The 13,433-nt window shown below is 38.7% G+C and carries 13 protein-coding genes; 5 read left to right on the top strand and 8 right to left on the bottom strand.

The window, feature by feature from the left end; translation table 11 throughout:
- Positions 1-86: 86 nt before the first annotated feature.
- The 6 genes from ruvB to aspS form a co-directional block, all read right to left on the bottom strand.
- Positions 87-1,103, bottom strand: a complete 1,017-nt coding sequence (ruvB, locus tag ArsFIN_RS08210; protein WP_026823379.1) for a Holliday junction branch migration DNA helicase RuvB — start codon at positions 1,101-1,103, stop codon at positions 87-89.
- A gap of 22 nt (positions 1,104-1,125) precedes the next feature.
- Positions 1,126-1,740 carry a Holliday junction branch migration protein RuvA gene (gene ruvA, locus ArsFIN_RS08205; protein WP_026823378.1) on the bottom strand — a complete coding sequence of 205 codons (615 nt, stop codon included), beginning with the start codon at positions 1,738-1,740 and terminating at the stop codon, positions 1,126-1,128.
- Positions 1,741-1,811: 71 nt separating this feature from the next.
- Positions 1,812-2,333 carry a crossover junction endodeoxyribonuclease RuvC gene (gene ruvC, locus ArsFIN_RS08200; RefSeq protein ID WP_026823377.1) on the bottom strand — a complete coding sequence of 174 codons (522 nt, stop codon included), beginning with the start codon at positions 2,331-2,333 and terminating at the stop codon, positions 1,812-1,814.
- 89 nt (positions 2,334-2,422) lie between these two features.
- Positions 2,423-3,166: a YebC/PmpR family DNA-binding transcriptional regulator gene (locus ArsFIN_RS08195; protein WP_026823376.1), complete on the bottom strand. Its 744-nt coding sequence runs from the start codon at positions 3,164-3,166 to the stop codon at positions 2,423-2,425.
- Between the two features lie 30 nt (positions 3,167-3,196).
- Positions 3,197-3,634, bottom strand: coding sequence for a dihydroneopterin triphosphate diphosphatase (gene nudB, locus ArsFIN_RS08190; protein WP_026823375.1), 438 nt, complete (start codon positions 3,632-3,634; stop codon positions 3,197-3,199).
- A gap of 5 nt (positions 3,635-3,639) precedes the next feature.
- Complete coding sequence (gene aspS / locus ArsFIN_RS08185; protein ID WP_026823374.1) at positions 3,640-5,403, bottom strand: aspartate--tRNA ligase; 1,764 nt, start codon at positions 5,401-5,403, stop codon at positions 3,640-3,642.
- 273 nt (positions 5,404-5,676) lie between these two features.
- On the opposite strand from aspS, the gene ArsFIN_RS08180 reads away from it, so the two are divergent.
- The 3 genes from ArsFIN_RS08180 to cmoB all read left to right on the top strand — a co-directional run bounded on the left by ArsFIN_RS08180 (position 5,677) and on the right by cmoB (position 7,928).
- Positions 5,677-6,075 (top strand): MAPEG family protein, encoded by a 399-nt coding sequence (locus ArsFIN_RS08180; protein ID WP_026823373.1) that lies wholly within the window; start codon positions 5,677-5,679, stop codon positions 6,073-6,075.
- A gap of 126 nt (positions 6,076-6,201) precedes the next feature.
- Entirely contained in the window at positions 6,202-6,957 is a 756-nt protein-coding gene (cmoA, locus tag ArsFIN_RS08175; protein ID WP_026823372.1) for a carboxy-S-adenosyl-L-methionine synthase CmoA, read from the top strand.
- Positions 6,957-7,928, top strand: a complete 972-nt coding sequence (gene cmoB / locus ArsFIN_RS08170; protein ID WP_026823371.1) for a tRNA 5-methoxyuridine(34)/uridine 5-oxyacetic acid(34) synthase CmoB — start codon at positions 6,957-6,959, stop codon at positions 7,926-7,928. The genes cmoA and cmoB overlap by 1 nt, the downstream gene beginning before the upstream one ends.
- Before the next feature lie 39 nt (positions 7,929-7,967).
- Here cmoB and cutC read toward each other — a convergent pair whose 3' ends face one another.
- Positions 7,968-8,729: a copper homeostasis protein CutC gene (gene cutC, locus ArsFIN_RS08165; protein ID WP_026823370.1), complete on the bottom strand. Its 762-nt coding sequence runs from the start codon at positions 8,727-8,729 to the stop codon at positions 7,968-7,970.
- 524 nt (positions 8,730-9,253) lie between these two features.
- Between cutC and argS the strand changes: the two genes are divergently transcribed.
- Positions 9,254-10,984 (top strand): arginine--tRNA ligase, encoded by a 1,731-nt coding sequence (gene argS / locus ArsFIN_RS08160; protein WP_026823369.1) that lies wholly within the window; start codon positions 9,254-9,256, stop codon positions 10,982-10,984.
- Between the two features lie 462 nt (positions 10,985-11,446).
- A complete protein-coding gene (gene purR, locus ArsFIN_RS08155; protein WP_026823368.1) occupies positions 11,447-12,472 on the top strand; it encodes an HTH-type transcriptional repressor PurR in 1,026 nt (341 codons plus the stop codon).
- Between the two features lie 19 nt (positions 12,473-12,491).
- Here purR and punR read toward each other — a convergent pair whose 3' ends face one another.
- Positions 12,492-13,397 carry a DNA-binding transcriptional activator PunR gene (gene punR, locus ArsFIN_RS08150; protein WP_026823367.1) on the bottom strand — a complete coding sequence of 302 codons (906 nt, stop codon included), beginning with the start codon at positions 13,395-13,397 and terminating at the stop codon, positions 12,492-12,494.
- Positions 13,398-13,433: the final 36 nt, after the last annotated feature.

Raw genomic sequence — 13,433 nt, 5'->3', positions numbered from 1 at the left:
TTTACCAAAGGTTAAGCTGCTTTAAAAATAATTAGCATAATTATATTAAAAAGTTCCAAGCCACAAATTTATACTCATTAATAATCCTAGCCAACATCATCATGATCTTTATTAAGCCCAAAATGGCGATAAGCATGATCAGTCGCTATTCGACCACGGGGAGTACGCTGAATAAATCCTTGTTGAATAAGAAAAGGTTCAAGAACATCCTCTATAGTTTCCCTCTCTTCTCCAATTGCGGCAGCCACGTTGTCTAATCCTACCGGCCCCCCCATAAATTTATCAATAATCGCTATCAATAATTTACGATCAAGATAGTCAAAACCAGCGGTATCAACATTAAGCATATCTAATGCCTGTGCAGCGATTGTGCCGTCGATAATACCATTGCCTTTTACTTGAGCAAAATCTCTTACTCGCCGCAACAAACGATTAGTTATTCGTGGCGTTCCTCGTGAGCGCATCGCAATTTGTCTCGCGCCGGCATCAGAGATTTCTAACCCCATAAAACCAGCGCTACGTAAGACAATCGTTTGTAAATCATCAACATTATAAAATTCTAGCCGCTGGACAATACCAAAACGATCTCTAAGCGGAGAAGTCAATGAACCAGCTCGGGTTGTTGCACCTACTAGTGTGAAGGGCGGTAAATCGATTTTAATCGAACGAGCAGCAGGTCCTTCTCCAATCATGATATCTAATTGGTAATCTTCCATTGCCGGGTAAAGAATTTCTTCAACAACCGGTGATAACCGGTGAATTTCATCAATAAACAGTACATCATTCGGCTCTAAATTGGTTAACATTGCCGCCAAGTCGCCCGCTTTTTCCAACACCGGGCCAGAAGTGGTGCGTAAATTAGAGCCCAATTCATTTGCTACAATACCGGCTAATGTCGTTTTACCAAGCCCTGGTGGGCCAAAAATCAGCAAATGATCAAGCGCTTCAGCGCGTAATTTAGCTGCCTGAATAAAGATTTCCATCTGTTGGCATACCTGAGGCTGGCCGACATATTCAGTAAGTAATTTTGGCCTAATAGCGCGATCAATCACTTCTTCATCAGGTAAATTTTCAGCAGAAACTAAACGATCAGCCTCAATCATAGATTTGTCCCTTACTTATCATTTATAATGCGGCTCGCAATGCTTCACGGATCAATGCTTCACAGTTTGTAGCCCCATTAGCAACTCTACCAATCATACGGCTCGCATCTTGTGGTTTATAGCCTAAAGAAATTAATGCAGAAACTGCCTCTGCTTCAATATCATGACTATTTTGTTTTGCGGCTGACGAGCCGGGTAAATCTATTGCACTTTGTTTAAATAGATCGCCATTAAGTCCTTTAAAACGGTCTTTCATTTCAACCACCAGCCGTTCTGCGGTTTTTTTGCCAACACCCGGTAATTTTACCAAGCTAGCAATCGCTTCTTGTTCTATCGCTGAAACAAATTGATAAGCCGACATACCGGATAAAATGGCCAGGGCTAATTTAGGACCTACCCCATTCACCTTAATTAATTCACGAAATAATGCCCTTTCTTGCTTATCATTGAAGCCATAGAGAAGCTGCGCATCTTCACGCACAATAAATTGAGTCAACAAAACCACTTCCTGGCCAATTTCAGGTAATTCATAAAAACAGGTCATTGGCATATGAACTTCATAACCTACACCATTTAGTTCGAGTAAAACAATAGGCGGTTGTTTTTCCAAAATAGTGCCTCGCAAGCGACCAATCACATCGATTTCCTCTTTTAGGTTATTCTGTTAATGCTTATATTATAAAAAAATACTGGATTTATATCCAGTTATTAACGCAATCGTCCTTTGGCCAATAATAGACGAGGATCACCCATTCGAACCAAATTTTGATTAAAATGACAATGCGTAATCGCAATAGCTAAAGCATCAGCAGCATCCGCTTGAGGATGCGATGACAATTTTAATACTGAACATACCATATGCTGAACCTGTTTTTTTTCAGCTGCTCCAGTGCCTACAACAGATTGTTTTACTTGTCTGGCCGCATATTCAAAGACTGGCAATTGGTTATTAACTGCAGCTAAAATTGCCACTCCTCTTGCTTGACCTAATTTTAGAGCAGAATCGGCATTTTTTGCCATAAACACCTGTTCGACAGCAAAACTATCCGGTTGATACTGAGTAATAATTTCAATAATACCAGCATAAATACGTTGTAAGCGGGTTGGCAGATCGTCAACCTGGGTACGTATACAACCACTACCTAAATAGATCAATTGTCGACCTTGTTGACGAACAACACCATAACCGGTAATACGAGAACCAGGATCGATCCCAAGAATAATCGCCATATTCTTGACTCACTGAGTAGGTTAAACATGCAAAGAAAAAGCATACTGATAATCAGCATGCTATCTCTTAATATAAAAAGTTGATTTAATTATAGCTGAGCCGCAACTTCATCTGAAATTTCCCCATTATGATACACTTCTTGTACATCATCAGAATCTTCCAGCATATCAATTAAACGCAGAAGTTTAGGCGCAGTGTCAGCATCTAAATTTGCTTTGGTTGACGGGATCATGGTCACTTCAGCAGCTTCAGCCTTAAAACCTGTCGCATCTAAAGCATCTTTTACGCTACCAAAGTTTTCCAGCGTCGTATAAATATCGATTGCACCATCATCATAAGATTCGACGTCATCTGCACCAGCTTCTAATGCCGCTTCCATCAAGCTATCTTCATCAATGCCTGGCGCATAAGAGATCACGCCGCGTTTGGTAAATAAATAAGCCACAGAGCCATCGGTACCTAAATTACCACCGCATTTAGTAAAAGCATGGCGTACGTCAGAAACAGTACGATTACGATTATCGCTTAAGCATTCAACCATAACAGCCGTACCGCCTGGGCCATAGCCTTCATAAATAATCGTTTCCAGATTATCATTTTCATCACTACCGACACCACGTGCGATTGCTCGATTTAAGGTATCTCGCGTCATATTATTAGATAACGCCTTATCAATCGCCGCACGCAATCGTGGATTTGATGCAGCATCACCACCACCTAAACGAGCCGCTGTTACCAGTTCACGAATAATTTTAGTAAAAATTTTACCACGTTTAGCGTCTTGCGCCGCTTTGCGGTGTTTGGTATTGGCCCATTTACTATGACCTGCCATGAAATATCTCCCAAAATACGTCAATAAAAATCATTTTAGAACAAATTCTTCAATCGCCCGACGGTTACTCCATGACTTGGTCAATGCCGCAGCTTCGGCAGCAGGTAACCAACGAAAAGCCAAATGTTCTATCAATAAAAAATCTTGCTCTTGCGGCAAAGCCAAAGAAAACCAATGCTCTTTACATTGGGTTACACCCGGCGCATAACGATGGCGAAATTTTAAAAAAATATCAAAATAGAGACTGCGTTGCAGATCAACTAACAATAAATGCTGTTTAATAATATCAATACCTATCTCTTCTTTAACTTCACGTAATGCTGCTTCTCTTGGTGTTTCGTTATCCTCTAGACTACCGGTAACAGATTGCCAAAAATCAGGATCATCACGCCGCTGTAGCATCAGTACTTGGCGACTTGATTGCACATAAATGACAACTAATACTGATTCCGGCCGTTTATATTGCATAATATTTATTTAATTTTCTCGACAACCGTTATCGCCAATTCCGCTAATGCGGCCGGATTCGCCTTACTGGGCGCATCGGTCATTAAACAGGCTGCTGCGGTGGTTTTAGGAAACGCAATTACATCGCGAATATTTTCTGTTCCCGTTAACAACATAACCAGCCTATCTAAACCGAATGCTAAACCAGCGTGTGGTGGCGTTCCATATTGCAATGCCTCCAATAAGAAACCAAATTTGTCTTGCTGATCTGTTTGGCTAATATTGAGAATTTCGAAAACAGCTTGTTGCATCTTATTATGGTGAATACGCACTGAGCCACCACCTACTTCATAACCATTAATGACCATATCGTAGGCATTAGCAACCGCCGCTAGAGGATTAGCTTGCAATTGTTCAGGTGTAAAATCTTTTGGTGCAGTAAAAGGATGATGCATGGCATTAAGTTCTCCATGTTCATCTTCTTCAAACATGGGGAAATCAATAATCCATAATGGTTTCCAACTGTTATTTTGGGTAATTGCTAAATCACGCCCTACTTTCAACCGTAACGCTCCCATCGCATCATTGACCACATTTTGTTTGCCGGCGCCAAATAGCAAAATATCACCTGCTTTAGCTTGGGTACGTGCTAACAAATTATCAATTACATGTTGTGGCAAAAACTTAGCTATCGGGCTTTGAATATCTGCCTGATTTTCAGCTAGTGAATTGACTTTCATCCAGGCTAACCCTTTTGCGCCATAGATAGCTACAAATTCAGCATAACCATCCAGTTGTTTACGCGTTAGCGTCGCTCCGCCTGGAACGCAAAGGGCAGCAACACGCCCTTTCGGATCATTGGCAGCCTCTGCAAATACTTTAAATTCGACTAGGTTAACCAAATCAGCAATATCAATTAATTCTAAAGGATTACGTAAGTCTGGTTTATCTGAACCATAACGCTGCATGGCCTCAGCAAAAGTCATGACTGGAAAAGTACCTAATTCAATACCTTTATTTTTCTGCCATAAATTACGGATCAAACGCTCCATGACTTCACGAACTTGCTCAGCGGTCATAAAAGAGGTTTCTACGTCTATCTGAGTAAATTCAGGTTGGCGATCAGCACGTAAGTCTTCATCACGAAAACATTTCACTATTTGATAATAACGATCAAAGCCGGACATCATCAATAATTGTTTAAAAAGTTGTGGTGATTGCGGCAGAGCATAAAATTCGCCTTTATGAACACGGCTTGGGACAAGATAATCACGCGCCCCCTCCGGTGTTGCTTTCGTCAAAATAGGCGTTTCAATATCAACAAAACCTTCCGCATCCATAAAACGACGCACAAAACTGGTAATCTTTGCACGCTCTCTCAAGCGCGTTGCCATTTCCGGCCGACGTAAATCAAGATAACGATATTTTAATCTAATTTCCTCGGAATTTTGTTGATTGCTATCTATCGGTAACGGTTCAGAACGATTAATGATTGTTAATGCTTCTGCAACAATTTCAATCTCACCAGTCGGGATTTCTTTATTAATTTGTTCACGTTTTCGTACCATACCGGTAATTTGGATACAAAATTCGTTACGTAATTGTGACGCTTGAGTAAAAAGTTCGGCATGCTTTTCCTGCAGAAAAACAACTTGAACTAAACCTTCGCGATCTCTCATATCGACAAAAATTAATTTACCTAAATTGCGCTGGCGATTCACCCAGCCACAGAGAGTAACCTTTTGTCCGACGTGAGCAACACCTAATTGCCCACAATAATTTGTCCGCATACGATATCCTTTTACTCATCATACTCAACTTGCAGAGTCGCTTGCACTAATCGTTTTAGTGCTATTTATTTAAACGCAATAAAAAAATATCGCTATTATACAGAAAATTCCATTGGGAAATAAGTATGCCTTATCATATTGGATAAATAACTTTTACCGTTTTCGCAATTGCAGAGCTTTTTATTGATTTAAATACTATATTTATGGTAACAGTTGAAGCTTTGAGATGTATCATTATTTCGCTGTTTTGCTTAATAAAATTGGGGAAAAAAAATGGTTAGTTCTCTGTACATTGTATTTAGCGCTTTAATATTGCTTAAGTTATCTTTGGAAGTCATTAAACTGAGAACTCAATATCAAGTGACTTACGGTGATGGTGGCTTTTGTGAATTACAAATAGCAATACGCGTTCAGGGTAATGCAATTGAGTATATTCCTATCTCTATGCTGTTATTATTAATGATGGAGATGAATGGCGCACCTGTTTGGGCTATTCATCTTTGTGGATTAATTTTTATTATTGCCAGAATTCTCCATTACTTTGGTCTAAAACATAGGGAACGCACTTGGCGCTATTTTGGTCGAATAACCACCTTTAGTTCTATGATTTTAATGATCCTGGTTAACATTTATTATTTGCCTTGGATCCAAATTTTCTCGTTTGATCTATAATATCATACTTATTTCATTAACATGGGCATACTTAAGGCTTTGCCATGTTAATGAGATTTAGTGTATGTACTAACTTAAAATCTGTTAGAATAAATTACCGTTTGCTATTTAATTGATTCATAAGTTATGCCTAGCCATATTTTAAATAAACAGAAAGACACCCTGTTTGCTACCCCTATCGCTAACTTGGGTGACTGGCAATTTGATGATAAAGTTGCCGAAGTCTTTCCTGACATGATCAAGCGCTCAGTTCCTGGCTATTCAAATATTATCACTATGATTGGCATGCTTGCGACCCGTTTTGTCACAGCCAATAGCACTATTTATGATCTCGGTTGCTCATTAGGTGCAGCCACATTATCGATTCGCCGTAATATTAAAGCTGAAAATTGTAAAATAATTGCTATTGATAATTCTGCCGCTATGATCGAACGTTGCCAGCGATATGTTTATGCTTATAAAGCGAATACGCCGGTTGAAATTATTGAGGATGATATTCTCAATACTAATATCCAAAATGCCTCAATGGTGGTATTAAATTTTACCTTACAATTTATTGCCCCAACTGTTCGACAGCAATTAATTAACCGTATCTACCAAGGACTGAATCCTGGTGGTGTCCTAGTGTTATCTGAAAAATTTAATTTTAGCGATAAGAAAATTGAGTCTTTACTGTTTAATATGCATTATGATTTTAAGCGCGCCAATGGTTATAGTGAACTCGAGATAAGTCAAAAACGTAATATGCTAGAAAATACCATGTTACCTGATTCGATTGACAACCATAAAGCACGTCTACGTGCTGCCGGGTTTGATCATTGTGATTTATGGTTTCAATGTTTTAATTTTGGTTCATTACTCGCTATCAAGGGTCAAGATTGATGATAGATTTTGGTCATTTTTATCAACAAATCGCAATCGGGCCGCTAAGCCACTGGCTAGAAACACTACCATGCCAAATTGAACAATGGAAAAAAACAACGCAACATGGACAATTCAACAGTTGGCAAAAAATAGTGCAAAATCTGCCCAACATAACGCCCACTGACTTAGATCTAAAAACTGCAGTTATGGCCAAAAATGAGTACCCACTTTGTCCTAAAGAGAAGCAACGCATTACCCAACTATTAAAAAGCCTGATGCCCTGGCGTAAAGGCCCGTTTTCCCTTTACGATATTGACATTGATTGCGAATGGCGATCGGACTGGAAATGGCAACGTATCCTACCTTATCTTTCACCATTAACAGATAAATTAGTACTTGATGTCGGCTGCGGTAATGGCTATCACATGTGGAGAATGGTTGGTGAAGGCGCGAAAATGGTTATCGGTATTGATCCCACCCAACTATTTTTATGTCAGTTTGCAGCAGTACGTAAATTAATTGGTAATAATCAACAAGCTTATCTATTGCCCCTAGGCATTGAACAACTACCGTCACTTGCTGCCTTTGATACTGTGTTCTCAATGGGGGTACTTTATCATCGGCGTTCACCGTTAGATCATCTCTATCAACTAAAAAATCAATTAGTTTCTGGTGGTGAGCTAATACTTGAAAGTTTAGTTATTGACGGTGATGAAAACCAATGCTTAATACCTAATGATCGTTATGCTCAAATGCGTAATGTCTATTTTATTCCATCAGCAAAAATGCTTAAAATCTGGTTAGAAAAATGTGGCTTTTGCGATGTGTATATTGTTGATCAAACAGTAACAACCCTAGAAGAACAGCGTAAAACAGCCTGGATGGAAACTGAATCATTAGCAAATTTTCTGGCCCCAAATAACATTCATTTGACAGTTGAAGGTTATCCGGCTCCTTTACGCGCTACTTTAGTTGCCAAAAAAAGATAAACATGACGGTATTAAATACCGTCAATACACTAAGCTTACTTATTGGTCATAATTGGTAATCGTTAATAAATTTTTCATTGCTTCCACCACATCCCTATCGACACAATAATGGGTAAATTCATCCATCTCCATATTGGCACTCATCGTAACTCCTGCTTTGCGGTAATTCATGCTCGACGGCATCACTTTTCCAGCAGAAGTATGTACTTCGGGTAAACCTGCATCAATAAATTTCTGTAAATTTGACAATTTCACCCCAGCACCAGCCATGATAATCGGCCCATTGGGGGTTTTGCCAGCTAATACATTTAATTCTTTCAATAACGGTAAACCTAATTCCGCATTCTGTTGCTGACCTGAGGTTAATATACGTGCAACACCAAGTTCTGTCAGTTGTTCATAAGCTTGTTTTGGGCTAATGCACATATCAAAAGCGCGATGAAAAGTAACAGCCATATCACCAGATAATGCTTTTAAAATACGCATGCGGGGTATATCAATATGTCCTTCTCGATTTAATATGCCATATACGACACCGGGAAAACCTAACTGTCTGATAAGGCTTATATCATGTTTAATAGCTTCAAACTCGCTATCATTGTAACAAAAATCCCCTCCTCTAGGACGTACAATTGGATGAACGGGGATATTTACTGTATCTATAGTCTGTTTTAAACAACCATAACTCGGTGTTAATCCGCCTTCAGCTGGACTGGAACAAAGTTCAATACGATCTGCGCCAAATTCTTGCGCAATTAGGGCACATTCAGCCCCATAGCAGCAAATTTCAAGGGTTATCATAATACTGCCACCTCTGATTAATTATTGTTATTTCTATTTTTTAGTTATCAATTAATAAGCATACTATTCTGCAAATAAAATACCCATTTTTCAAACTGTAATTACGACAAGTAATTAATTTTAATCAAAAAGGATAATATTTTATTATAAAAGGCCATTAACTTTTAATAATAAATTTTCAATATACTTTTAACTTTTCATGAAGATAAATTTTAATATGCAAAATAAAGAGACTTAACATAGCCTATTTTTTAAATTAATATTTCTAATCAAAATTGCAATTTTACAATCAATGCTATTTTTTAAAGTTAGATAATGCAAAAATTCTCAAATAGCATTTAGTATGATGATAAAAAGCGATCCTATCTGATATTATTTTACAATAGAGTTATCAATCAAATAGTTGATTAGTAGCATGTGAATAGCTAATTATGGTATAAAGCCAGCTATTTTTTATCTCGACCCTCATAGCTGTATCTTACTAAGTCGAAAACGACAGCTATCTTCATCATTAAGGTAATCAGGTGAATATTCAGGCTCTTCTTTCAGAAAAAATTAGTAATGCATTAGTCGCCGCAGGCGCGCCTAAAGGTAGTGATGCACATATCCGCCCTTCAACAAAAGCCCAATTTGGTGATTACCAAGCTAATGGTGTCATGTCAGCTGCTAAAAAAATCGGTATTCCTCCACGTCAGTTAGCGGAAAAAATGCTACCGCTACTGAAGCTGGAAAATATTGCCAGTAAAGTTGAAATTGCGGGACCGGGTTTTATTAATATTTTTCTTGATAAGCAATGGATAGCAAAACAGATTGAACTTACCTTACAACATGAAAAATTGGCTATTAATAGCGTTACGCCACAAACCATTATTATTGACTATTCGGCCCCCAATGTCGCAAAACAGATGCATGTTGGCCATTTACGTTCTACCATCATTGGCGATGCTGTCGCTCGCACATTAGAGTTTTTAGGTCATAAAGTAATTCGTGCTAACCATATCGGCGATTGGGGCACCCAGTTTGGTATGCTAATTGCGTATCTGGAAAAAGTTCAGCAAGAGAATGCTACCAATATGGCCTTAGCGGATCTGGAAACTTTCTATCGTGAAGCTAAAAAACATTATGATGAAGATGAAAATTTTGCTGAATTGGCACGTAATTACGTGGTTAAACTGCAGTCTGGTGATGAATATTGTCGTAAAATGTGGCACAAATTGGTTGATATTACCATGGCGCAAAATCAACAAACCTATCAGCGTTTAAATGTCACGCTGACTGAAGACGATGTGATGGGTGAAAGCTTATATAATAATATGCTGCCTGATATTGTCGCTGATTTAACGGCTAAAGGGTTAGCTGTTGAAAGTGATGGCGCTATGGTTGTCTATTTGGATGAATTTAAAAATAAAGATGGCGATGCCATGGGGGTGATCATCCAGAAAAAAGATGGTGGCTATCTCTATACGACAACAGATATTGCCTGCGCAAAATATCGTCATGAAATACTTCACGCCGATCGCGTGTTGTATTATACCGATTCACGACAACACCAACATCTCATGCAAGCTTGGGCTATTGTACGTAAAGCCGGCTATATTCCTGATACAATGTCATTAGAGCATCACATGTTTGGTATGATGCTAGGTAAGGATGGTAAACCGTTTAAAACTCGCGCCGGCGGAACTATCCGGCTCGCCGATTTACTTGATGAAGCGATTGAGCGTGCAGCTCATCTTATCCGTCAAAAAAATTCAGCTATGCCAGAAAAAGAGTTACAATCGATTATCCAGGCGGTTGGTATTGGTGCAGTAAAATATGCCGATCTATCGAAAAATCGTACCACTGATTATATTTTTGACTGGGACAATATGTTAGCTTTTGAGGGTAATACCGCGCCTTATATGCAATATGCCTATACCAGAGTGGCCTCAATTTTTAAGCGAGCTAAGATTAATCCGGCAACCTTAACCGCGCCGGTGATATTGGCCAATGAATATGAGCAAGTGCTAGCGATACGTTTATTGCAATTTGAAGAGACAATACTCACTGTTGCTCGCGAAGGTTTACCACATATTATGTGTTCTTATTTATATGATCTGGCTGGTTTATTTTCTAGTTTTTATGAACATTGTCCAATTTTGAATGCAGAAAATGACGCATCAAAACAAAGCCGATTAAAACTGGCGTTACTAACGCAAAAAACCTTAAAAATTGGTCTAGACACATTAGGAATTGAAACGGTAGAAAGAATGTAATCCTTTACTGGCTATAGGCTGCCAATAGCGCAGCCTACTAATTATATTATGCTGCTTAAGCCAAAAATCATTATCGTGGTAGCGATAAAATAGACGGTTAAGCCAACATAATGGTCAGAAAATAAAAGAAACAAATGATACGATCATTAACAATGCAACAATCGCAGTACATAAACCATACTTAAAATCGGTATCCATAACCTCACCTCACTATTCTCACAGCTTTATTCATAAATTCGCTAATGAAAAATCATTTAATGTCATAACATCATACAACAAAAAAACTATTTTTTATTATATCATCAAGGAAATATTGATTAACACTTTTGTTTTTATAACAAATCAGACAAAATGAACAGTTTACTGATAATTTAATTATCAGTGGGTTATTTTTATAGTTTAATGATAGTCGTTTTTAAATAATAGTAATGGATTTGGAAATGGTGCAGGAGTCTTTTTAACATGGCAACAATTAAGGATGTGGCAAATTTGGCGGGGGTTTCAACTACCACCGTATCTCATGTAATTAATAACACCCGTTTTGTTGCCAAAGAGACAAAAACGAGTGTTTGGGCAGCCATTAAAACACTTAATTATTCTCCCAGTGCCGTTGCTCGTAGTTTGAAAGTTAACCATACTAAATCCATTGGTTTACTGGCTACCTCTAATGAAGCCCCTTATTTTGCAGAAGTCATCGAGTCAGTAGAAAACAACTGTTATAGTCAAGGATATACATTAATCCTGTGTAATTCACATAACAACCTCAATAAACAGCAAGCCTATTTACAAATGTTAGCGCAAAAAAGGGTTGATGGTTTATTGGTAATGTGCTCCGAATATCCAAAACAACTACTCCAGATGTTAGAGGAATACCGTAATATTCCAATGGTTGTGATGGATTGGGGGCAAGCTCATGGTGATTTTACCGATGTCATCATTGATAATGCGGTTTATGGCGGTTATCTTGCCGGGCGTTATCTGATTGAACGCGGGCATCGTGATTTAGGGATTATCTCTGGACCATTAAAACGCAATACTGGCAGTGGCCGGCGGCAAGGCTTTCTCAATGCCATGAAGGAAGCTAACATCCAGCCACTGGATAAATGGATTGTTGAGGGTGATTTCGAGCCAACTTCCGGCTACGACGCGATGAAGCAAATTTTAAATCATCAACCAAGACCGACCGCTATTTTTTGTGGTGGTGACATTATGGCAATGGGGGCTATCTGTGCAGCGAATGAATTAGGCATTCGGGTTCCACAAGATATCTCTATTATTGGCTATGACAATGTTCGCAATGCACGTTTTTTTACGCCAGCACTAACCACCATTCATCAACCTAAAGAACGTTTGGGTCAAATGGCTTTTACTATGCTGCTGGATCGTATTTTTAATAAACGCAAAAATGCGCAAACTATTGAAATACATCCTGAGCTTATTGAACGCCGTTCGGTTGTCGATGGTCCATTTATTGACTACCGCAGATAATCGCTAGATTTAAATTTCTTCAATTAGCTAGCCACTCGGCATTCAGCGTTTCGCTATTACCTAAATAATCAAGTAACCAACTCAAGGTCGGAGAACGTTTTTCTTCATTCCAAATAACACAACACGGACTATCAGGTAAGGGTTGCTTAATCTGTAAAGTTTTTAATTCATTTTTGCGGCAAAGTTGCTCTACCCGATGTTTAGGCGCAAATCCTAAACATAACCCATTTTTTAAACAAGCTAAACCACTTTCCCAATCTGGCACAATAAGCCGTTTTTGGTTATCCAATGCCCAAGTTTCTCGCTTTGGCAAGTAGCGAGAGGTATCTTCTAAACATAAACTCGGATACTGACGTAATTGTTGATCACTAATTAGACCGTTCATTTGTGCTAAAGGATGATTTATGCTGACAACACATGACCAGGGCATAAAGCCCATATCACGAAAACTATATCTATCACCAATCGGGGAGGCGCGAGTGGCACCAATCGCAATATCTACTCGAGCATCGACCAACGACTCCCATACACCATTATAAACTTCCTGTTGAATAAAAAGTTCAATATCAGAAAAGTGACGATAAAAATCTAATATTAATTGCAATATTCTCTCGGGCTTAACAACCCGATCAATAGCAATACTAAATTGTCCATGCCAACCATTGGCAATCTGTTGACACTGATGGCGTGTTTCACGCATTGTTTTGATAATATGGCGCGCATTTTTAACGAAAAATTTACCGGCATCAGTAAGAACAACATCACGATAACGTCGTTCAAACAAAGGAACGGCCAGCCACTCTTCCAGTTGTTTTACGGTATAACTTACTGCAGAGGGAACTCTATGTAACTCAACGGCAGCGGCACTAAAACTGCCCGTTCTTTCAACGGCATCAATCACTTCAAGGGAATACTCTGACCACATAGCCTCTTACCTGTCAAAATATTTGATAACAATATG

The organism is Arsenophonus nasoniae (assembly GCF_004768525.1).
GTDB classification, from domain to species: Bacteria; Pseudomonadota; Gammaproteobacteria; order Enterobacterales; family Enterobacteriaceae; genus Arsenophonus; species Arsenophonus nasoniae.
Note: the sequence above shows the minus strand (reverse complement) of the source record. Positions and strands in the feature narration are given on the sequence as shown.